Origin of the sequence: Vibrio sagamiensis NBRC 104589, assembly GCF_007990935.1 — a bacterium.
GTDB lineage: Bacteria > Pseudomonadota > Gammaproteobacteria > Enterobacterales > Vibrionaceae > Vibrio > Vibrio sagamiensis.
In genome coordinates this window covers 65,831-89,118 of record NZ_BJXJ01000008.1, presented here as the reverse complement: position 1 = coordinate 89,118, position 23,288 = coordinate 65,831, and the positions used below count along the sequence as shown (strand labels likewise).

General features: G+C 39.6%; 18 protein-coding genes. 12 read left to right on the top strand and 6 right to left on the bottom strand.

The window, feature by feature from the left end; translation table 11 throughout:
- Positions 1–322 precede the first annotated feature (322 nt).
- Positions 323–1,984 carry a SpoIIE family protein phosphatase gene (locus VSA01S_RS05570; protein ID WP_039982046.1) on the bottom strand — a complete coding sequence of 554 codons (1,662 nt, stop codon included), beginning with the start codon at positions 1,982–1,984 and terminating at the stop codon, positions 323–325.
- 415 nt (positions 1,985–2,399) lie between these two features.
- Between VSA01S_RS05570 and VSA01S_RS05565 the strand changes: the two genes are divergently transcribed.
- From VSA01S_RS05565 to VSA01S_RS05545, 5 genes are all read left to right on the top strand, one after another.
- Positions 2,400–3,656 (top strand): aromatic amino acid transport family protein, encoded by a 1,257-nt coding sequence (locus VSA01S_RS05565; protein WP_039982048.1) that lies wholly within the window; start codon positions 2,400–2,402, stop codon positions 3,654–3,656.
- 199 nt (positions 3,657–3,855) lie between these two features.
- Positions 3,856–4,191, top strand: a complete 336-nt coding sequence (locus VSA01S_RS05560) for a hypothetical protein (RefSeq protein WP_039982049.1) — start codon at positions 3,856–3,858, stop codon at positions 4,189–4,191.
- A 281-nt stretch (positions 4,192–4,472) separates the two neighbouring features.
- Positions 4,473–6,251 (top strand): S8 family peptidase, encoded by a 1,779-nt coding sequence (locus VSA01S_RS05555; RefSeq protein WP_039982051.1) that lies wholly within the window; start codon positions 4,473–4,475, stop codon positions 6,249–6,251.
- An 11-nt stretch (positions 6,252–6,262) separates the two neighbouring features.
- Entirely contained in the window at positions 6,263–6,721 is a 459-nt protein-coding gene (locus VSA01S_RS05550) for a serine protease external chaperone (RefSeq protein WP_039982053.1), read from the top strand.
- A gap of 309 nt (positions 6,722–7,030) precedes the next feature.
- The gene (locus VSA01S_RS05545) at positions 7,031–7,366 is read left to right on the top strand and encodes a hypothetical protein (protein WP_039982055.1); all 336 of its coding nucleotides are present in this window, start codon (positions 7,031–7,033) and stop codon (positions 7,364–7,366) included.
- 39 nt (positions 7,367–7,405) lie between these two features.
- Here VSA01S_RS05545 and VSA01S_RS05540 read toward each other — a convergent pair whose 3' ends face one another.
- On the bottom strand, positions 7,406–8,155 hold the full coding sequence (locus VSA01S_RS05540) for a hypothetical protein (protein ID WP_039982056.1): 750 nt from the start codon (positions 8,153–8,155) through the stop codon (positions 7,406–7,408).
- Positions 8,156–8,734: 579 nt separating this feature from the next.
- Here VSA01S_RS05540 and pdhA point away from each other — a divergent pair.
- The 3 genes from pdhA to VSA01S_RS05525 are packed head-to-tail and all read left to right on the top strand — an operon-like array spanning position 8,735 to position 11,947.
- Positions 8,735–9,829, top strand: a complete 1,095-nt coding sequence (gene pdhA / locus VSA01S_RS05535) for a pyruvate dehydrogenase (acetyl-transferring) E1 component subunit alpha (protein ID WP_039982058.1) — start codon at positions 8,735–8,737, stop codon at positions 9,827–9,829.
- Positions 9,822–10,805 (top strand): alpha-ketoacid dehydrogenase subunit beta, encoded by a 984-nt coding sequence (locus tag VSA01S_RS05530; protein ID WP_021710487.1) that lies wholly within the window; start codon positions 9,822–9,824, stop codon positions 10,803–10,805. Before pdhA ends, VSA01S_RS05530 begins: the two co-directional genes overlap by 8 nt.
- Positions 10,802–11,947 carry a dihydrolipoamide acetyltransferase family protein gene (locus VSA01S_RS05525; RefSeq protein ID WP_039982061.1) on the top strand — a complete coding sequence of 382 codons (1,146 nt, stop codon included), beginning with the start codon at positions 10,802–10,804 and terminating at the stop codon, positions 11,945–11,947. The genes VSA01S_RS05530 and VSA01S_RS05525 overlap by 4 nt, the downstream gene beginning before the upstream one ends.
- Positions 11,948–12,052: 105 nt before the next feature.
- Here the strand turns inward: VSA01S_RS05525 and VSA01S_RS05520 are convergent, their stop codons facing one another.
- Positions 12,053–13,024, bottom strand: a complete 972-nt coding sequence (locus VSA01S_RS05520; RefSeq protein WP_039982062.1) for an electron transfer flavoprotein subunit alpha/FixB family protein — start codon at positions 13,022–13,024, stop codon at positions 12,053–12,055.
- Positions 13,025–13,037: 13 nt separating this feature from the next.
- Entirely contained in the window at positions 13,038–13,787 is a 750-nt protein-coding gene (locus tag VSA01S_RS05515; RefSeq protein ID WP_039982063.1) for an electron transfer flavoprotein subunit beta/FixA family protein, read from the bottom strand.
- 257 nt (positions 13,788–14,044) lie between these two features.
- Here VSA01S_RS05515 and VSA01S_RS05510 point away from each other — a divergent pair, with 257 nt between their 5' ends.
- Positions 14,045–15,703 carry an electron transfer flavoprotein-ubiquinone oxidoreductase gene (locus tag VSA01S_RS05510; protein ID WP_083932276.1) on the top strand — a complete coding sequence of 553 codons (1,659 nt, stop codon included), beginning with the start codon at positions 14,045–14,047 and terminating at the stop codon, positions 15,701–15,703.
- A 193-nt stretch (positions 15,704–15,896) separates the two neighbouring features.
- Here the strand turns inward: VSA01S_RS05510 and VSA01S_RS05505 are convergent, their stop codons facing one another.
- Positions 15,897–17,456 carry a methyl-accepting chemotaxis protein gene (locus tag VSA01S_RS05505; protein ID WP_039982067.1) on the bottom strand — a complete coding sequence of 520 codons (1,560 nt, stop codon included), beginning with the start codon at positions 17,454–17,456 and terminating at the stop codon, positions 15,897–15,899.
- A 435-nt stretch (positions 17,457–17,891) separates the two neighbouring features.
- Between VSA01S_RS05505 and VSA01S_RS05500 the strand changes: the two genes are divergently transcribed.
- The 3 genes from VSA01S_RS05500 to VSA01S_RS05490 all read left to right on the top strand — a co-directional run bounded on the left by VSA01S_RS05500 (position 17,892) and on the right by VSA01S_RS05490 (position 21,859).
- Positions 17,892–19,427: a response regulator gene (locus VSA01S_RS05500; RefSeq protein WP_050567384.1), complete on the top strand. Its 1,536-nt coding sequence runs from the start codon at positions 17,892–17,894 to the stop codon at positions 19,425–19,427.
- Positions 19,428–19,732: 305 nt separating this feature from the next.
- Complete coding sequence (locus tag VSA01S_RS05495) at positions 19,733–19,918, top strand: hypothetical protein (RefSeq protein ID WP_039982069.1); 186 nt, start codon at positions 19,733–19,735, stop codon at positions 19,916–19,918.
- Between the two features lie 126 nt (positions 19,919–20,044).
- Positions 20,045–21,859 carry an acyltransferase family protein gene (locus tag VSA01S_RS05490; RefSeq protein WP_039982071.1) on the top strand — a complete coding sequence of 605 codons (1,815 nt, stop codon included), beginning with the start codon at positions 20,045–20,047 and terminating at the stop codon, positions 21,857–21,859.
- Positions 21,860–21,871: 12 nt separating this feature from the next.
- Here VSA01S_RS05490 and VSA01S_RS05485 read toward each other — a convergent pair whose 3' ends face one another.
- Positions 21,872–23,284 (bottom strand): coniferyl aldehyde dehydrogenase, encoded by a 1,413-nt coding sequence (locus VSA01S_RS05485; RefSeq protein ID WP_039982073.1) that lies wholly within the window; start codon positions 23,282–23,284, stop codon positions 21,872–21,874.
- Positions 23,285–23,288: the final 4 nt, after the last annotated feature.

Below are 23,288 nucleotides of genomic sequence, written 5' to 3'. Positions count from 1 at the left end.
AAGTAAAGTGAAAGTAAATTATTTAAAAATATTAAAATGAAAGGCATTTAATAAAAAAAATAACAAAAAAATAATAATGATAAAACAATAAAAAAGTTATGAATTAGCAATGTCAAATTAAATAATAGTATTTAAAAACAGTGACTTAAAGCAAAATAAATAGAAAAAAAGATAACCGCTCACTAAACAAACAGATTGTATTTATGTGAAGATTTTACAAGATCACTATAAATTAAACACACGAAAATAAAGCGAATAAAAAAAGTGACAGATTTACAATAAAGGGTGAATTAACAGAGATTTTAATTACCATAAATTATAACTATAATATTGGAATTAATTTAATTATGGTGAATGTGTTACCTCTACTATTAGTCCTAAAATAAAAATCATCTGTCATTTGCGTAATAAGCATAAGTCCCCTTCCCGAAGGTAACCAACTCGTTTCATCAAATATATTGGGAGCTTGAATTTCTTTTGATATGTAAGACAAAAAAAGGCTCTCCTCGATAGGCTCTCCAAAGTTAGTTACATTAATCAAAACTTTTTGTTCACTATCTTTGAAGACTTCACAAACTAATTCTATCTTCTTTTCTTCTTGTTCTTGGTATGAATGAATAAAAGCATTGTTCATTAGTTCAACGATGCAAAGCTCTATTGTTTGTATAATAGTAGAAGGTATGGATTGCACATTAAGAAAAACCGCCACATCTTTGCTCGCAATTCGAGAGTTCTCGAGGGAGCCATAGTATAAGCGCTCCATTCGCAGTTTTTTGGGACGCTCCAATGTATGTACCTGTGGCCCAAGCCAAGAAACTCTCAGCAAGCTAACATCATCTTCCATTTCCGCTTTATTTTGCCACTTTTGTACTTCCTCCAAAACAACGTTTGCTTGGTTTTTGTGGCTTTTTTCTTGGGCTCGTTCAATGGCCATGATAAGTCTATCCATTCCAAATAAGCTTTTATCTTTCCTCGCCTCCAAAAGACCATCAGAAAAAAACCACAACGTATCCCTCGGTTCCATTTGTAACCTACCGCTCTGATAAATCATTGGTTCTAACATACCAACCATGAAATTATCATCTCCTATTTGCTCAAACTTATCGTATTTTTTTTGCCAAATAAACTTAGGGTGACCTGCTGTACAATATTGTAGTTGACCTTTTTTTGTATTGAGGATCGCATATTCGATCGTAAAGTAGATTTGGCTTTGTGAATTTTGTTGGTATCGTCGATTTAGTCGCTCCACGACTTCCTCAGGTTGACGAATTCGAGTTCCTTCTTCACTCCAATCTAATGTGATAGATTCAGTCTTGTTTTTTTGGGATAGCGTTTGCTGTATTGAAAAAGCCATTAAAGCAGCTGAAATACCATGCCCTGAAACATCAAAGAGATAAAATGCCACATGTTCGTCATCCAACTCGATATAACCGAGCATATCTCCTCCTATTTTAGAACACGGTAAATAAGCGTAATTAAATCTAGCAGAGTGAATATGCTCTTCTGTTGGGAGGAGCTGCTCCATAAGTTCACTCGCCGCATCTAAGTCTTTTTGGATCATTTGATAAGCAGAATCAAGCTCTTGGTTTCTAGCCATAAGCATATTATGTAAACTTAGTGTTCGGAATCCAGCCCTGATACGCGCTTGAAGTTCACCAACGGATGTCTTTTTATCTATAAAGTCATCAGCACCAGAATCCATACCTTTAATAACTGAGTTTTGGTCATTTTTAGATGATAGCAACACGAAGAAAATATAGCGTGATAAAAAATTAGACTTGAGCTTGCGACATAGTTCAACGCCACTGATACCAGGCATCATTAAATCACTGATTACAAACTGAATATCTTCACGATCTTTCAATGTCTGTAGCGCATCATCACCGTTGTCAACGGTGATTACCTCATAGCCTTGTTTTTGCAATGCACTACTTATGTAGCATAAAACCGTCTTACTATCATCGACTAGTAATATAGAATTCATTTAAAATCCTGCTTTGACATTTGTGCTCAAAAAACTTTGAAATAAGAAATATAGTCGCTAGGTTTTGAGTTGAGCACTAAAGTACATTACCTTAACTCTGCTAGCTGCTACTTTACTATCACATTAATAACTATAGATAAAAATGTGCAACTGGGCACTAAGATCACTTTTTTAACATGCTTCATTGTCTAGAATGGGCTTAAAGTAACAAAACTAAAAAGATGTAAAATTTCAAACTTATAAACCTAACATTGGCTGTAAATTGGAAGTTAAAACCATCTTATTAAGAAATAATAGTGATAATGACCATTCTATAAAATCAGTTTAGTATAAGGTGCTAATGCATAAAGATGATAAATCTATTCAAAGCCTATAAGATTCTCGATATTATTATTTATATAAAGGCTTGTTTTGAGTGAATGAATCTAAAGAAACGTTAAATATTAGTGAACAGACGACAAAGTCTAACTGGTCAAAACACGATACTCGCTGGACATTAAGTTTATTTGGGACTGCCGTTGGTGCCGGAATCTTATTTTTGCCGATTAATCTTGGTGTAGGTGGATTTTGGCCTCTAGTTTTAATGGCCGCTTTAGCGTTTCCAATGGCATTCTTATCTCATAGGGGACTCAATCGCTTTGTTTTGTCTTCTAGTAATGAAAGTGCCGACTTCACTGATGTAGTAAAGGAACATTTTGGGACAAAGGCCGGCATATTAATCTCTTTATTGTACTTTTTGTCTATTTTCCCAATTTTATTGATCTATGGTGTTGCGATTACTAATACTGTTGATAGCTTTTTAGTTAATCAAGCAGATATGAGCTCAATACCTAGACCGATACTTTCAGGGACACTCGTTTTTAGCTTGATTGCAATTATGATGGCTGGAGAAAAAGTGATGTTACGGGTTTTCGCTCTTATGGTTTACCCACTCGTTCTCGTTTTGGCACTCATCTCTTTATATTTAATTCCACACTGGTCTATACCTAATTTGGCTTTTCCAGAAACAGGAACATTTTTAAAGACGACTTGGCTAGCAATACCCGTAGTGATATTTTCTTTTAGCCATGCTGCTGCCATTTCAAGTTTTGCTAATGTCCAACGCCGACATTACGGTAAACAAGCCCACCAAAAGTCTGAACAAATCCTTCGTTATACCAATATCATGTTGGTTGTATTTGTTCTCTTCTTCGTGTTCTCATGCACGCTTAGCTTGTCTCCAGAGCAGTTATCACAAGCAAAGACTCAAAACTTATCAATTCTTTCATACCTTGCAAATGCTAACGGTCAACCTTTCATTGCCTTACTTGGTCCGCTTGTTGCGTTCGTTGCTATTACCTCTTCTTTCTTAGGCCATTTTTTAGGTGCCCGCGAGAGCCTAAATGGCTTATTAGCCAAACACACTTCGCTCCCTTCATCAGCAATTAGCAAAAGTATCAATGTTTTTCTTTTCCTATCAATTTGGTGCGTCGCAATTATTGATCCGAGTATTTTAAATATGATGGAAGCTTTATCTGGCCCTATTATCGCTATGATTCTATTCATAATGCCTATGATCGCGGTCTTTAAAGTCAAGTCACTACACAAATTTCGATACCATGTCTCAACCATTTTTGTTTTTATTACTGGTATGGTTGCAGTTAGTGCTCTTCTTTTCCAACTTCTAGACTAACTGGACACCCAAGCATTTTTTATTGTGCTTGGGTGCCTCCTGGTTCTTTTAAGAACCGATCACTTAAAATAAGAATATAGTGGTTGACTTACTCTTCCTAAAAACGAGAATAGCAACGTTGTCATAACTTTATGAAGCCGCGCAGCTTCATAATTAAGCTAAAGTCAGTTTAGGCCCATAAATAAAAAATGAATAAATTATGAAAAAAACATGCATTCTTACCTTTTTAATACCACTATTTTTATCAGCATGTAGTAATCATCAAGCTTCCCAGGTTGGTTTGAGAAGTAGCAGCGTGAATACTTACGCTCAAAAAATGAGTAACATGGAATTGTGTGAAGTTCTCTATTACAAACGACCAAGTAATCAATCTAAGGTCTCTGTCGGCGCAGAATTCAATCGACGTGGTTTGCATAAAAGTCTTTGCGACAAAGAATACAACAAACTCTATGTTGAAAGAATAATTGAAAGGCTCATCCCTGTTGAAAAAAAAGCGCCTTTAAGACCCCTTATTGCAATACAACCCGCTAATTAATTCATTAATAACTTCCATATCGCAGGAGATAATTTTGTCATTCCTGCGATTTATGATACTTAGTATCCAAACTGTTATCTAGCGTTTCATCTTCTATCAAGTTAAAACCGTCAAAATAATGTCACTCGTCGAAAAAATAACGAAAACCTCTTATCGATGGTTTTTGTTTTTTGTGTAACCCGTTAGCTTTGTTGTTACCTGTTTAAAGGATTAGTAAGCAGGTCTAAGCCCCAAACTACCCAAAACCGGGGATTCACTTCATACAAGACACGAGGTCACACATGAAAATAACTTTTTACCGACTTTTCACTGCGACGGCTTTGCTTGGATTATCCCATGCAGTCATAGCAAATGATCCTCTTTATCCTGAACAGTGGCATCTCAATAATACTGGACAAACGGCTTTTGCTGATAATCCAGGTGTTGCTGGTAATGATTTAAATACAAAATTAAGTCATGCTATGGGAATTGCGGGTGTTGGTGTTAAAGTTGCCGTTATCGATACTGGCGTTCAAATTGACCACCCTGATTTGGCTTACAATGTCGTAACAGGCAGTCGTAATTTTATCGATGATTCGCAATATCCTGATGATTACCCTGTGGATACTCATGGCCACGGAACCGCGGTTGCTGGTTTAATTAGCGCTGTAGGCAATAATGGTGAAGGTGTGAGAGGAGTGGCATCTCGTTCTTCACTGATTGGCTTTAACTGGTTATCTAACCAAACCTTTGAAGGTTGGCTCATTTCTCATGGCGCAGCCCCATCAACTCAAGATGTAAGAGTTTTCAACCAAAGTTATGGGTTTAGCCCTATTGACCCCATTCCATTTGATGAGAGTGACCCACAATTAAAGCTTGAAATGGATGTACTGAGAGACATCAGTAACAATAATGCTTGGGGGCGAGGAGCCATTTTTGTTAAGTCTGCAGGAAATGGATATCGCTATTTCAATAACGGCCGTTTTTTTGTGCTGCCGGGCAATTTTTTTGCGGGAGGTAATAACGATGGCTTACCGATGCATAATTCTGGACAATCTTATGATAACAGCAATTATTATAACCTTGTGACGAGCGCCTTAAAAGCAGATGGTAAACTCGCTAGCTATTCCTCTGTTGGTAGCAATGTCTGGGTAGCGGCTCCAGCAGGTGAATTTGGACAAGATTTTCCAGCTATGGTCACAACGGATCTCATGGGATGCGATGCGGGTCAAAATACAACCGCTGGTCTTGGCTCGAACGACCTTCATGGTGGCACAGAACAAGACCCAAACTGCAATTATACAAGCACAATGAATGGGACATCATCTGCCGCACCTAATACTTCCGGAGTAATCGCCGCCATCATGTCCACAAACCACGCACTGAGTGCTCGTGATGTCCGTGCTTTGCTTGCAGAAACAGCAAGTATGACAGACAGTACTCATCCTGGCGTTTACCTCCAGTTCACCAATCAGCAAGGAAAACCCGTTCAGTATGAAGCCATCTCTCCATGGCAAACTAACGCTGCTGGTGTCCCTTTCCACACTTTTTATGGTTTTGGGGCAGTCAATCTTGATGCTGCCATGAAAAGAGCTCGCATGACCAACAACGTCTTACCACCACAGATCATAACGCCTTGGATCAGTAAAACATCTAATACGCTGATTCCTGATGCTAGCCTGACGGGTGGTTCATCTTCAATTAATGTGACAGAGGATCTCACCGTAGAGTCTGTTCAGGTTAAACTCACACTAGAACATGCCCGATTACCTGATTTAGCCATAGAATTGATTTCTCCCTCAGGTACCCGTTCCGTTTTGCAAACCCCAAGAAATGGTTTGGTTGCTCAAGCGCTAGATACAAACCTACTCGGATATAAACACCAATTAATGCTGTCGAACCAGTTCTACGGAGAAAATGCCAAGGGTAATTGGACTCTACGGGCAATTGATACTAACGGAGAGGAAATCTTCTCTGTCATCGCCTATTTTAATGCTCAAGCGATCTATCAATTACCTATGAACAATAATACGACCCCCGGTGTACTTAAAGAATGGTCTATGCGCATTTTCGGTCATTAAGGAGCAATTCAATGAAAGCTATTATCTTTTCATTATTAATCGGTTTAAGTTTTGTCATCAATCACGCATTTGCGCAGGCACCTTTGCCACAACAACCTGCGCCTGATTTTTTCATTGCTTCTGATACCATTGAGATTAACGGACAAACATACCGGAAAAAAATCACCTCCCCTAGAAGTCGAGACGTAAATAAGCTGACCTTAAATAGCGGTGATCAAGTCATTAAACATGCTTTGAGCCGAGTTTCTACTGCAACAGGGTTAGTGTTCGTTACAGTGAATAATCCGGTAGATGCAAGAAGCGTAGCAAATGCCTTAAAGCTTGAGTTAGTTTATGCTCATGGCGAATCTGCGGTTTTTAGTGCCGCAGAAGAACAAAACCTACTTACGCTTCATGATCAACTTTTAGCAGACAGTCGTATAAAGGCAGCTAAAGTCGAATTAAATAGCAGTAAATTTGGCGTACAATAATTCGCTAACAGCGAGGTTGGATAGCAAGCAATGCCCCTTTCTTTATTTTGAGGGGCATTTTTACTCTTTATTATCGAACCAAAGCGCAATTTTCATTAGATACAAAATTACTAATAAATTGAACTTCAAGTGTGAACTTTATCTCTCCTTTAAACATCTAGAGCTTCTATCCTTTAGTGCATAAATAAACGAAAACTAGGTGACCTCAAAGTGCCGTTTTCAGCTTATTAGCCTCGCTCTAAATAAGCATATTGATGGTCATCTGTTTTACAAATTAACTAACAATGAACTTTACATCGAGTAACCAACATGCACAAAATGAACCCAGCTCTACTGCTTATCACCACGACTCTGTTCGCTTTTAGTACCTTTGCAAACGAAAATAATGAGGCATACCCTGATAGAGTTGAGAAATTTGGGTGCTCTGGTTTGATCAACAGTTATGATGCACAAGACCACAACTTTGTTCTTTCTTGCCAAGCGGAACATGTTCCTGACTTCCAGACTAAAACTGTACATATCAACAAAAATACCCGGCTAGAAAATATTCAAGAATCCGATTTAGATGGGGCAAATGTCAAAGTTGAAGGTGTTGTCATTGATGGTCAGAACATTGCAAAAATTATTCAATTTGCGACTGAATAGACCCACCTCTAGAGAAGCTTGATTGTTCAGTCGATGCCACTATTCATGTTTTGAAATCGATGTCCTTGGTAAAGGTATCGCCCAAAGCATTGGAATAGTGAGTATAAAAAAGAACGGGGTTAAACTGAGTCCATGCCAAATAGAGTAATCATCGCGAAACAACCAAAATATACTGATTAACAATAAGTATGAAAAACTGCAGCAAAACCCCAAGCACAAAGCAGAAAATCGCTGATAATTTATCGAGATAATTCGATGTAGGTATTTCCCTAACTTACCAGCACAGTAGACAGAAAAATGCCATGTAATAACGAAGCTTACTAGGGCAATAAACCCTGACCAGAGCCCTAAAGTGTAGCGATCAATCACAAAAGATTGACCCGTACGACTCAAAAGCAAATACATTTTTTGCTCAGAGTATGACGCAAGATAAAGAGCATTAGCTGAGGCAATAAAATTGCTGAAATAAGCAATGGCAAAAAAGGTCGTTCGCAAACAATAGGGTTGATAAATTTGTGAACATGTTCGTAGCCAGTATCGTGCATCGACTTTCTTGATACCTTTATGATTTATCGCCCTAGTCTGTGTAACTTTGTTTGTTGAGCTGTTTGTTACCGTGTCACGAGACGTCATATGATGACTTGATTGAGTGTGATAAGTTAACTTTGCGTGGTGATCTGGTTTCATATGATCAATAGGTTTTGTACGACAAACAAGCTTCCCAGGCCGATTATGAAACAATAGCCAGAAAATACCAAAAACCAAAAAAGCCAATAAAATAAATAGCATGATACCTCCATAGGAGAGACTTCCGTATCGCTCTTTAAGAATAGCAGCTATGTTTCTTTACAACTCAGCGGTAAAAGCCATACTAAATCAAGGGCTACCGACAATAGCCTCTACTCCTCCTGTTTTTCCTACGTCATTCCGCTATATTTTGTAAAATTTCACAACGTAATTTTGTTGCGAATTTTATTTAAATACTAGTGATTCAGTTCAACTTCTAATTTTCGCTCTTTATAAATTCAGAGCTTTATACTAAAAGCCCCCTCTAATAACTCATAGCACAATAAAAACACGTTTCACCACCAAACAAAACTTAACATTTTGTTTACACTTACTTGGTGGGTTATTTCAAAATTCATCGCTAAATTGAGTCCGTTAATTAGCAATAACCATTAGCCAGATTCAATATTTCAGCACACTGTTTTGTTTTGGCCATGCTTGATAAAAACCGTGCTACGGCAACAACAGTGAAATTTGAAGTTAGCCTCTGCACCTCTACAAAGCCTTACTACTCGATAGGCTATTGTTTAATGATAAGTAGCTGCAATCTTAAAGATATGCGGCTCTCCAAAGGAGCTTGAGATGAGTATTCAGGCATTACCTATGCATCGATTTATCGGTCATGATGGGAACCTAGTCAGCCAATTACCCAACTGGGCTGATTTGCAAACTTTAGTTGGCTTTTACCGGGACATGGTATTGGCTCGTACTTACGATAATAAAGCAGTTGCGTTGCAACGGACGGGTAAATTAGGCACTTATCCATCACACCTCGGTTCAGAAGCCATTGGAATCGGTGTTGGTCGCGCGATGAAAATGAGCGATGTTTTCATCCCCTACTATCGCGATATGCCAGCCATGTGGTGCCGAGGGATAGGAATGGAAAAGAACTTACAATATTGGGGGGGAGATGAACGTGGCAGTGATTTTTCACCTGAGGACAGCCCTTTCCCAAGTCGTGATCTCCCCCTTTGCGTGCCCATTGCAACGCAGTGTACACATGCTGTTGGCGTTGCCTCTGCGCTTAAAATTCAAGGTAATCATGATGCTGCTTTAGTCATGTGTGGAGATGGTGGTACATCCAAAGGTGATTTCCTTGAATCAATAAACTGTGCAGGCGCTTGGAATATTCCACTCGTTTTCGTCGTAAACAATAACCAATGGGCAATTTCCGTACCACGCGACCTTCAATGTGCCGCAGATTTCTTATCAAAAAAAGCCCATGGCGCTGGTATACCAGGAATTACCGTTGACGGTAATGATGTCGTCGCTGTTTATGATGCTGTTTTCACTTCCTTAGATCGTGCACGCAAAGGGAAAGGTGCCACACTGATTGAGGCCGTTAGCTATCGTTTAAGTGACCATACCACAGCAGATGATGCAACACGTTATCGTGACAATGATGAAGTAGAAACCGCTTGGAAATATGAGCCAGTTAAACGCCTTAAAACTTTTTTAGTCCAGCAAGGGAGATGGGACGAAGCACAAGAAAAAAATTGGGCCGAGCACTGCAAAAAGTTGGTTGAATTCAGCGTAGAGCGTTACTTGAATATGCCTAACCAAGCACCGGAAACAGGCTTTGACTTCCTCTATGAATCCCTTCCTCAAGAGCTCCATGCTCAAAGAGATGAATTAATTAACAAAGCAATGCGTATGCAAGGAGGCAAACATGGCTGAAATCACTTTAGTCGAAGCAGTTAACCTTGCTTTGCACCATGAGATGGAACGTAATCGAGATGTGATTGTACTCGGTGAAGACGTTGGTGATAATGGAGGCGTTTTCCGCGCTACAGTAGGGCTAAAACAAAAATTCGGTTTGCGGCGCGTCATGGATACACCATTAGCAGAAGCTCTCATTGGTGGTGTTGCGGTAGGTATGGCGACACAAGGTCTAAGGCCCGTGGCAGAATTTCAGTTTCAAGGCTTCGTATTTCCCGCGCTTGAACACTTGATGTGTCATGCCGCGAGAATGCGTAATCGAACTCGAGGTCGATTAACCTGTCCGGCTGTATTTCGTGCTCCATTTGGCGGAGGGATTCATGCACCAGAGCATCACTCTGAAAGTGTTGAAGCTCTTTTTGCCCACACTGCAGGCTTCAAAGTGGTTATTCCATCTTCTCCACAACGTGCTTATGGGCTGTTATTGGCCTCCATTCGCAGTAACGATCCTGTAATGTTCTTTGAGCCGAAACGAATTTACCGAACGGTAAAGTCCGAGGTGATTGATAACGGTGAAGCATTACCTCTTGATACATGCTTTACGCTTCGCAAAGGGCGCGATATCACACTGGTAACTTGGGGGGCTTGTGTGGTCGAATCGCTTCAAGCAGCCCAGTCGCTATCAGAGCAAGGCATTGAAGTTGAAGTCATTGACTTAGCCAGTATCAAACCGATTGATATGGCAACTATTCTCAATTCTCTCGAAAAGACAGGACGACTTCTCGTTGTTCATGAAGCCAGCAAAACATGTGGTGTAGGTGCAGAGATCATCGCTCGTACTTCAGAGCATGCAATGTGCCTACTAAAAGCCCCGCCTAAACGCGTTACAGGTATGGACACAATCATGCCTTACTATCGAAATGAAGATTATTACATGATCCAAAAAGAAGACATTACCCTTGCGGCTCGTGAACTCATGGAGAATTGGAAATGAAGACCTTTAACTTACCTGACCTTGGCGAAGGACTGGCAGAATCTGAAATAGTAAAATGGCATATCTCTGTCGGTGATACTGTCGAGCTGGATCAAATTGTACTGACTGTGGAAACCGCTAAGGCAACCGTTGATGTACCAGCCCCCTATAGTGGCACAATTGTGAGTCGTCACGGGGAAGAAGGTGACGTGGTTAATATTGGTGCCCTCCTACTTGAAATCGATGAGTTGGGCGCAACTCAAGCACCTGTAGAGAAAAAACAAACCGCTGACGCAGCAACCGTAGTGGGTAATGTTTCTCAACGTGCACACAGTGTTAATGTTGATGATTTCTGGATTGGTGGCGAGCACAACACTTCCAGTAATGAGTTTATTACTGCTCTTCCTTCTGCGCGCTTACTCGCTAATAAGCTTGGTGTTGATATTAAAGAAGTGAAAGGATCGGGTCCTAATGGCTTGGTTGTTGATGCTGATATTTACGATGAAGCCGGAAAACAGCGTCCAGGTACCGAAGTATTAAAAGGGGCTCGCAGAACGATGGTTTCGACCATGGCGGAGTCACATCACAACGTTGCGTCGGTTACTATCACAGAGGAAGCCCTGCTGGAAAACTGGGAAAAAGGCGAGGATATTAGCATCCGCTTAATTCAAGCCTTGGTTTATGCATGTAAGGAAGAACCCGCAATGAATGCATGGTTCGATGCTGAAACCATGACTCGGTGCGTGCATACAACCGTTAATATTGGCGTAGCCGTCGACAGTCGCCATGGACTTTATGTTCCCGTACTTCGTCATGCCGATGAATATGAGCCAAAAGATGTTCGTCGTTGGCTAGATCAAACGGTTGAAGGGATCCGTGACAGAAAGATTGGTCGTGAACAACTGCAACATGCCACTATTACCTTATCGAACTTTGGCTCTATCGCCGGTATCTATGCGACCCCTGTTGTCACTCCTCCACAAGTTGCGATTGTAGGTGCTGGTCGAATTATCGAAAAAGTCGTGTTGAGAAAAGGGAAAGCGGTCGGTGTAAAAGCAATGCCCCTCTCTGTAACATTTGATCATCGGGCTTGTACGGGTGGTGAAGCCGCTCGATTTACTCGATGTTTAGCTGAGCACTTAAGCAGAGCCAGTGTGGAATAAAGTGGGTTAACTCACTGTTGTAATGCTCAACAAAGAGCCTAACATTTCTGTTAGGCTCTTTTCGTTAAACAGCGTTTAAGTCAAACCGCTTCTAAGCGAAACGACCTAGTCGGTGACCTTTTGTATTAGCTCAGGTACTACCTCAAATAAATCACCAACCAACCCATAGTCTGCAACTTGAAAGATCGGTGCTTCCGGATCGCTATTGATCGCGACAATCACTTTAGACTCTTTCATGCCCGCTAAATGCTGAATCGCTCCAGAAATACCGATTGCAATATAAAGTTGTGGGGCAACAATTTTTCCTGTTTGCCCAACTTGAAGATCATTAGAGACAAAGCCTGCATCAACTGCAGCTCTAGATGCACCAATCGCGGCACCAAGTTTGTCTGCCAATTGCTCGATCATTACAAAGTTGTCTTTACTACCTAGTCCTCTTCCTCCAGAAACAACCACACTGGCAGCAGGTAGATCGGGTCTTTCGGTTTCCATCTTCTGTTGTCCAACAAACTCACTGCATTGCGAAGCAATCACGGTTTCTAACTTAACAACTTTTTCAACCACTGGGCTTGGAGATACGGTCGCTGAATCAAATGCCGTTGAGCGAATTGTCATCAATTTTGTCGCATCATCGGAGCGAACTCTGGCGAGTGCATTACCGGCATAAATAGGCCTTATAACGGTGTCCAAAGACTCTATCGCTGTAACGTCTGAGAGCTGTCCCACATCTAATAATGCCGCCACACGTGGCATCAGGTTTTTCCCAAAGGTAGAGGCAGGTGCTAAAAGATGAGAGTACTCCGATGCCATTTCAGCAATCAATGCTGAAGTATTTTCTGCTAATCTATGCTGGTACACATCAGAATCAATAGATAAGATTTGATCAACGCCTTCGACACACTGCAGTTGCTCTATAACTGATTGACACTGAAATCCGACAACTAAAGCGGTGACAGGTAATGAAGAATCATTGAGAGTAAGATATGAGGCTGCATTAATAACTTTTAACGTATCTGCCGAAAGTGATTGATTATCGTGTTCGACAATAACCAAGGTTGCATTTGGCTTGCTGTGCATAATAATGTTCCTTTTATATCACTTTCGCTTCAGTTTTGAGCTTTTCAATCAGTTCATTGACGTCATTCACCATAATACCTGCTTTACGAGCAGGTGGAGCCATCACTTCCAAAACGTGTTGCGTATTTGAAACGCTGATACCAAACATATCCGGAGTCAAGACTTCCAATGGTTTTTTCTTTGCTTTCATAATGTTGGGTAAAGATGCATAACGTGGTTCATTTAAACGCAAATCAGTACTAATGATAGCGGGTAATGTGAGTTTTAATGTCTCTAAGCCGCCATCGATTTCCCTAGTAACAATCGCCATATCCCCTTCGATTTTGACTTCTGACGCAAACGTTCCTTGTGGACGTTGTGTAAGAGCAGCCAACATTTGCGCCACTTGATTGTTATCAGTGTCGATGGATTGTTTACCAAGCAAGACGAGCTGTGCCTGCTCTTGTTCCATAACACTTTTTAGCAGTTTTGCTACAACTAATGGCTCTGGTGGCATTTCAACGTCAATGTGAATCGCACGATCACTACCTAAAGCAAGCGCCGTTCTTAACTGCTCTTGACAACTCTTATCACCTATTGATACTACGACGACTTCGTCAGCGACACCTGATTCTTTTAATCGAACGGCTTCTTCAACGGCTATTTCACAAAAAGGGTTCATCGTCATTTTGACATTGTTACTCTCTACACCCGAGCCATCAGATTTGACTCTTACTTTAACGTAAGGATCAATGACGCGCTTTATCGCAACTAATATTTTCACATTCCCTCCTAGCCGATCTTAAATCGATTCATGCCCTATGAATTACGTCATATTCTCTACATCTATCATGATGTAATCATTTGAAAGGCGTTGATTAATTACCTTTTAAAAGCAAAAGTGTGACAACGTCACCAAAAATCATTGTCCGCCAATCATGTCGATACTATTTCAGCTTAGTAAAGTTTACGTTTACGTCAACTGCAACTATAGTTTTTTTAATTAGGCTTATAAAAAGATCGAATTTAAGGGAGCAAGTCATGGATAGAGAATGCATGGAGTTTGACGTTATCATTGTAGGTGCCGGCCCTTCGGGTTTAAGCGCAGCTTGCAGATTAGCGCAGTTAAACCAAAACCGTGAATCCCCTCTCTCCATCTGTGTGGTGGATAAAGGTTCAGAGATCGGTGCACATATTGTTTCAGGTGCTATTTTGGAAACAAAAGCGCTGGATGAACTCTTTCCAGACTGGCGGAATATGGGCGCTCCTATTTCAACCTCGGTTCAAAGTGACCAGTTTCTTTATTTAACTAATGAGCTCAATAGTCTTTCTATCCCTTCTTGGCTTACACCAAACCCAATGCATAACAACAGCGATAATTATGTTATCAGCTTAGCCAATTTTTGCCGTTGGCTTGGCCAGCAAGCTGAGTCTTTAGGGGTCGAAGTCTATCCAGGTTTCGCCGCTTCAAGCATAAATTATGATCCATCAGGACGAGTGATCGGAGTCAATACCAGTGATATGGGGCTAGATAAAAGCGGTCACGAAAAACCTAATTTCGAAGCCGGAATTGAATTAAGAGCTCGCTACACCATCTTTGCAGAAGGCTGCCGCGGTCATTTAGGCAAAGAGTTAATACAACAGTTCGATTTAGCAAAAGACAAGCAACCACAACATTATGCTCTCGGATTAAAAGAGGTCTGGGAATTACCAGAAGATCATCACTTTCAGCCTGGTGATGTCCTTCACTCAGCAGGTTGGCCTTTGAGTGAAAGTCACACTACGGGTGGAGGTTTTCTGTATCACTTAGAAAACCGCCAAGTTGCTGTTGGTCTGATTGTAGATTTAAATTACAGTAACCCTTATTTGAGTCCATTCGATGAGTTTCAACGCTTTAAACAACACCCAGCCATCAAGATTCACCTGCAGGGAGCACAACGCATCTCTTATGGCGCAAGAGCCATTGCTAAAGGAGGCTTATCATCGCTACCAAAACAGCAATTTCCCGGTGGCATGTTGGTCGGCTGTGACGCTGGAACGTTAAATGTCGCCAAAATAAAAGGGACTCATACAGCAATGAAATCCGGTTTGCTTGCTGCTGAAGCCATAGTTAAAGCTTGGGATTCATCGAGTGCAACGCCAGATTATCAGTATCTATTTGAGTCATCGTGGCTGTATAAAGAACTGTACGACACTCGTAATTTTGGCGCTAATTTACACAGATTTGGTAGTTTAGCTGGCGGAGCACTTTCCACATTTGAACACAATATCTGGCACTCCTTGTTTCATCGCTCTGTCCCTTGGACTGTTCTAGAGCATACGCTCGATCATCAACAATTAAAATCAAAGCAAAAGTGCCGACCAATTGCTTATCCAAAACCTGATGGAATTATCAGCTTTGACAAACCCTCTTCCGTTTTTCTATCAGGAACACAACATGAAGAGAATCAACCCTGCCATTTACAACTGACTGATCAATCTCTTCCACTTCACCAACACCTAGATGAATTTGATGAACCAAGCCAGCGCTATTGTCCTGCAGGTGTCTATGAAATCATTGCAGTTGATGGTGATAAGGTATTTCAAATAAATGCAGCTAATTGTATTCACTGTAAAACTTGTGACATTAAGGATCCATCACAAAATATCACTTGGAAAGCGCCAGAGGGTGGAGGTGGCCCCAATTACCAAAACATGTAAAAATCTGAGTGTGATTCTGGTCATGAATCACACTTCTTCCTTATGGGCCTCTTAAACTATGACTATGTCATTGAAAGATTAGTTTCACATCGATTCTATTGAATCATGATGGAATAGAATCACCTTAAACATATTGATAACCAAAACTGCCTCCAACAAATGGTGAAATACTCTCAATTAAAGTGTTATAAGATTACTGATTTGATGTAAACTTGTTGATCATATCTGATAAGTTTTTTGTGCTTTCTTTAACGCTCGAGTTCATTCGGTTCGTTGCCGTCATGAGATCATATGATTCATTATATTTAAGGTTTAATATCTGAATATTTTGATTAATTTCACCAGTAACATAAACTTGCTCTTCTATAGCAACTGCAACTTGTTGATTTCTTTCAACAACATCCTGAACTAATTGTTCTAGTGTTTGAATGCTTTCTAAAGCCGTGCTTAAAAGCGTTACGGTCCCTGAAGACATATTATTCCCTTTTTCTAGGGCTGACACCGTTGAACGACTTCCAATTTGAATACTTTCGATCGCTGATTTTATTTCGGTTGTTGATTCTTGAGTTCTTTTGGCTAACGTCCTCACTTCATCAGCAACCACAGCAAAACCTCTACCTTGTTCACCAGCTCTAGCAGCTTCGATCGCTGCATTCAAAGCCAAAAGATTGGTTTGTTCAGCAATATCATTGATTACCTGCACCACTGTACCAATTTGTTCTGTTTGATTATTTAATCGAATAACGACATCAGAAATATCCCCCAACTCCTTCACCAGACCAAGCACAGAACGATTAACTTCTCCGATCACATCACAGCTCTGTGTCATTGTGTTTTGTGCTTTAATTGTCACTTCAGCAGTAGCTTGAGCATTACTGGAGATTTCTGAAGATGAAGCTTGCATTTCATTGACTGCTGTTGCAACTGAGTCTATTTCAATCTTCTGGTCGCTCAAGTTATGGGTAATACGATCACTATTTTCAGCTGCACGGTCTGCATTAATAGTTGTTGCATCACAAGCGTCTTTCACCGAGATACTAATTCTCCCTAGCAACGCATCAGCGTATTGCTTCCGCATTTTTAATGCTAATTCAATCTCAGTTAAATCATTGACTCTACCACAATAGATATATTCCATAAGTGGGTTATTAAAATCTTGCCGACATTGCTTGGTCAATTTTTCGAGTGGTCTTGTCAAAATATAAATTGCCAAAATAGATAATATTGCTGTAACAACAATCCCTAATAACGGCGACTGGCTATTTTGCGTCAATATATAGCTTATAAGTGCGGACATCATGATAAACAGTGCTGAACGCATCCACAAACGAGTTCTTGGCAAAAGCATGCGTAAGGGCTGGGTATTATGCCGTATTTTTGCATACGCTTTTTCCGCACGCTTTACATACATCCGCTTTGGTTTAAACCTAACGGATTGGTATTCAATTGTTTTATCTTTGTATTGTACCGGTGAGGTAAAAGCATCAACCCAATAGTAACCACCATCTTTTCTTTTATTTTTAACTATTCCCATCCAATGTTTACCAGCCTTTAGATGAGTCCACATATCATCAAATGTTCGTGATGGCATATCTGGATGACGTACAATTTTATGAGGCTGTCCTAGCAATTCATCATTATCGAAACCTGCAACTTCATTAAAGTTCGCACTAGCATATTTAATGTAACTGTCTGGATCAGTTATAGAAATCAGGCTATAGCTTGCAGGATAATCGTATTCCTTTTCATTCATAAAAGCACCTTCATAAAATTTGATAAATATTGGAGTTTGATGGGTATATAGTCAGGTAAGGTTTACAAGCCTTTATCAGACCCCAACTAAGAACACCATACCATTAAATGATGGCGTGACAGTTTTTACTCCACAATGAATTGTCACTCACGTATTTGCCTTAATCACATATATTGTTAATGCAGTTAACTTCATATAGCCACCTCAAACCATCACTATGGATTATATATATGGTGCAAGATGATTTTCTTGAAATATGACACTAATCACCCCAAGAGTTGTTGTTTATAGTCACAATAGCTCCATCTAAACAGCACAATATTGTAAAATTACGATGTCCACGAAACCAAAAGGAGTAAGATTAAAACAATAACCTTAGCAACGAATGACATATTAATAGGTTGGGATATCAGTTTTTGAAAAGTGAGAATTATTTTGAATGAAGAATATAAGTTAGACATTAGTCAGATAACGATATTGATCATTGATGACTCCATCACATCAACCATACTTATCAAACAACAGCTAATCACATTAGGGGCAGTAACAAACAACATCACTTGTGTTCATTCTGCATCTGAAGCGTTAGCCGCTGCAAAATCTCGCTTCTACTCGTGCCTCGTTATAGATTATCACCTCCATCCAAATTTCACTGGCATTGAACTGATTAACTTGATGAACCGAGGTAAGATTATCTCCGATACAACCGCTATCTTAATGATTTCTGGAGATGCGAGCCAAGAGACTGTGCTTACCGCATTATCAGGAAGAGTTCGGCATATGCTGACTAAACCTCTTCAAACTAAAGCATTGAAAGCTAAAATACTCATTGGGCTGAAAGAACAAGCCAACCTGACAAATGTTAACGATCAAATCAACAGACTTAGTCGCATAAGTTTTCATGATCTTACAAATATCAAGCAACAGTATCCCAATAGCCTGTGTATCGAGTCGCTACTTATTGACACTCTTATTGATAAAGAGATGTACTCGGAGCTAGAGGCTTTTCTACCTTTATGCTCAGAGCATGCCAGTAAAGTATGTGCAGATGCTTTTCTACTACTCAATAAGGGGCAAATCCAGCAAGCAGCTCTCATATTATCTGGCTTTGTTACTCGCAACCCTCTTTGCCTTAGAGCAATAGATAACCTCACTGGGTTATACGAGTCACTAAACGAACTTAGTATAGCCTTTACTTACGCTTACCGAGCGTTTGAATTAACGCCTAGCAATAGCCAAAGAATGGTCACTGCAAGCAGAATTGCTTCGAAACTTGGTGATTTAAGTAAACTATATGAATTAGGGCATACTTATGCAAAAAAAGTATCGGCTACTGACAGTCAATGGCTAAGTGCAATGTTCAGCTATACCGATATTGTTATTCAGCATTTCAAGTATTTGAACAATATTAAAAGTAGAAAAGAGGTACTTCAAAATTTAAATACAATGTTTTTATTGGTCCATCGGCAACTTCATACCCAGCAGCAAGGTATTCTTGCCGCTTTTAAACAATTGACTCAATGTAGATTACTGTTAGCTAGTAACAAGCCAGAAATAGCCCATAAAAAACTCCTCATAGCTATAAGTCATTTCTATGATAACTTGTTCCAAATGCCTACAGTAATGATTCGATATGCGTTACCTTTACTGGATGACTTTGGTGAAATCAGTGTCAAAAAAAGTTTACTGATTCTGTCCAGTTCAAAAACTTCTACTTACAAATTACCCGCAGAGAAAAAAGAATCGCCCCAAGCTTTTTCTGAGCAATGCTATCCTTTTTCAGTTGAAATAAAATTGCGGTCATTGTGTAATAAACAATACATCAAGGGGAGTCATTCTGAACAAACGACTACTCAGTACTTACAGCATAGTGCTCTCCCTCCAAACTGGAAAAACTGGCTACAAGATTACTTATCTGGGTCATTTTCATCAAAGCTTCCTCCACCATTCACTTTAAGTGACGACACCTGAGGAAAAGTTTGATTGACGACAAAACAATATACTGAGGGAATCAATGTAACACTGAATACTGGTCTGAAGTGTTTATTTTTGCCCATAACTAAAAAGGAGTGCTATCATAATTGATAGCAGGGTCAACATTGTTATGAATCACAAAAACAGAACACTGCATCAGCCAGAACACCTCTTCATGTGTCGCTGGTAACCATTGCTTAAGAATACAACTAATTGTTATAAAACGTCTAGTTAATGGCTATTAACTAACATGGCTTAGAAAATTTAACCGCTTATTTCCTGCGAAACGGAGTGTTCCAGCCATGGGTAGCAAAGAGTTTTCAGAATTACTTAAATTAGTAAAAGACTTAACTCCAAATCAAATCAAATCTCTAATGGATCATGCTAGGCTTTACAGCAGCAGTATCAAAAGGTCAGAGATTAATGGTTTGCTAACCAATGAAGAGATGGAATTACTTCTCTCTATCCCACCGAAGTATCAAAAATAATCGGTCCTTTGCCCCTCAACTTTGAATCTCGCGACGAACTATGCTTACACAAATAAGAATACTGAGCTCTATTAGGATATAAAAAATCATTAACAGAATTAAAGTCGGTATCGGAAGGAGAAGAATATGACTTATCGGCCAGAGATTGATGGTATGAGAGCCATAGCCGTTTTGTTAGTGGTTTTATTTCACACTGATATTACTTTCTTTTCGGGTGGTTATATCGGTGTTGATGTATTTTTTGTGATAAGTGGTTATTTAATCACAACCATTATTTTAAATGATTTGAATTCAAGTAAATTTAGTTTAGCTAACTTCTACGAACGTCGTATTCGTCGTATTCTACCTGTCTTATTAGTCGTAATAGCAGTGACTTATATACTTTCATGGTGGCTATTTTTACCACAAGCACACAAGGAAGTTGGTCAGTTTAGCACCTCCTCTATTCTTTCTGCTTCCAATATACTGTTATATTTAAAAGGGCATAACTACTTTGGCCTTGAAGAACAATCTAATCCTCTCTTCCACACTTGGAGTTTAGGAGTTGAGGAACAATATTACATCTTTATCCCATTACTTTTACTCCTACTTGCACGAGGAAACTGGTTTTGGTATTTGTTCTTTTTTGTAGCAGTATTTTTTTCAAGCTTGATCGCTACTCAAATGCTTAAAGATGATGCAGATTTCGTGTTTTATCTAATTTTTACCAGAGCCTGGGAGCTTGCAGCAGGATCAATAGTTGCTTTGTGCATGGTCCAGAAAAAGATCAAGCCTAACGACACTCTTGCCATAATTGGCTTAATATTTATTCTCTACGCAGCCTTTACGTTCAATGAGTCAAAAGGGGCAGCGGGAACATTGTTGCTGATCCCTGTAATAGGTAGTGCGATGATGATTCTCTTTACAGCTAAAGAGAGCTTGTTCGGCAAAACTTTGAGTTTAAAGCCTGTCGTGTTCATAGGTTTGATGAGTTATAGCCTTTATTTATGGCATATTCCTTTGTTGGTTTTCTATCATTATATTGCAGAGCAAAACTTTCATATTGTTGCCTATATACTCATTCTATTCTTGCTCTCTTATTTCTCTTGGCGTTTTGTTGAAAAACCATTTCGAAGTCGCAGTGTCATTCCCATTCAAACTCTAACGATATTCATTTTATGCCTCTCAGTCCCATTGGTAGGATTAGGTCTTTGGGGGCATAAGAATGGTGGTTTTCCTGAGAGAACTGCTTTTTTTGAAGCTATGAGAGTCAATAATGGTTATGGTTTAGAATGTAATGGCAATAGTGATATAAATGAACAATGCTCTTCTAGTAAAACACCAAAGACTGCAGTACTAGGTAACAGCTATAGTATGGTGCTCGTTAAGCATTTAGATAATGAAAGTTCAACAGGTTTGGTTCAACTCACTCAAGACTCTTGTGCGATTGGTTACATCGATAACATTAAGGATGCAGGCCATATTAAATGTGGAGATTTCTTTACAAAAGCGGTCAATACTATTCTTACAACACCTTCAATAAAACAAGTCGTCATTTCTTCTAACTTCGATAAAGAACTCTCTAATAAAAAGTACGAGCAATCTTTTCGTGAACTCTTACTCGATTTGAGTAAGAAGGAGGTTATTGTTGTTGGACCTACACCATCAGCGCCAGTGCATGTTGGCCAATGCTTATGGAAAGCTAAAATTTTTAACAATAACAACCAAAAATCTTGCGATTTCACGCCAAGCCCTGACTTTCATCAAAATATTATCAGCCTCTCTAAATACTTAGGTCCATTTGAACATGTTACATTCATCGATATAACTCAAGCTATTTGTTTAAATGGAGTTTGTAAGATGTCACTTGGTGAACAGGATGCTATGTATACTGATACAGGCCATCTCTCTTACTCAGGAGCTGCTGCTGTACTCGATTTTCATTTAGCTACTGAGCTTTAGTGGCGAGTACTTTTAACGCATAAAAACCTTACGCAATATGTTCATGGTTTGCTCTCTCCATTGAAGTAACATTCTTGCACGAGGTAACCATATTGGCGAACAAAAAACTGTCTTAGCATGACTAAAAGTCTTAAAACCTTCTTTTGCATGGTAGTGCCCAATACCTGACTCACCGATTCCGCCAAAAGGGGCATCTTCAGCAGCGACATGCAGAAGTGTTTCATTCACCCCGACACCACCACTGTGTGTATTTTTAACAATTGTCTCAAGCAATAATTTATCACTCGATACGATGTATAGTGCTAATGGCTTCGGTTTATTATTGATATATTCGATGACATGTTTAATGTCGGTGTAAGGTTTGAGTGGTAAAATAGGACCAAAAATTTCGTCCTGCATAATCATCATTTCTTCAGACACTTGTGTGACTAAATGAGGGTACAAGCACCTTCCTTGTGTACTTCGACTTTCAACTGTATGGATTTCTGCACCCTTGTTTTGAGCGTCATCCAGTAGAGTTTTAAGACGCTCATATTGTCGCTGATTAATAATATGAGTTAACTCTTGAGTCTGCGTATTTTTTAAATAAAGCTTGCTAAAACGTTTCAAGAATAGGTCGGTAAATTTATTTAATTTATGCTCTGGAACAAAAACGTAATCTGGGGCAACACAAATCTGTCCAGCATTGATACATTTACCTAGAAGAACCGAATCCACTGCTTTTTTTAGATTCGCATCATCAGCGATTATAACTGGAGACTTCCCACCCAACTCCAACGTCGTTGGAGTCAAGTTTTCCGCTGCGGCCTTAGCAACGATACGCCCAACATTGGTTGAGCCAGTAAAAAAAAGGTGACTGAAAGGTAATCGAATAAATGCTTGAGCAACGTCAGCTTCCCCCTCGACGATTTGTACATCATTGCTTAACTGACGACATATATCTATAAGAACTTTATTTGTTTTTGGGGTAAACTCACTCAGTTTTATCATCGCTTTATTACCAGCAGCAATGGCAGTAATAAGCGGAGATAAGCTAAGAAAAGTAGGGAAATTCCATGGTGATATTATACCTACGACCCCTAAAGGCTGATATTCGACGCGAACTTTAGAGGGAGTAAGTAACCAACCTGCATGACGAAAACTTGGCTTACACCAATTTTCCAAATGCTTTAAAGTATAATTAATCTGAGTAACTGCAGGCATTACATCGGCCATCACTGTATCGAAAGCTGAACGATACCCAAAATCGTAACAGGCCGCTTGAATTAAATCTTTCTCACGATTAAGTAACTGGTGTTTTAAAATCGACAGCTTTTCTTTTCGTATTTCAACCTCTAGATAAGGATCAGCATTAAAAGCTCTTTGAAGCAATTCAAACTGCTGTAGCAAGGTTTTGCCGACATCAACTTCAATAATGGCATTCATAGTT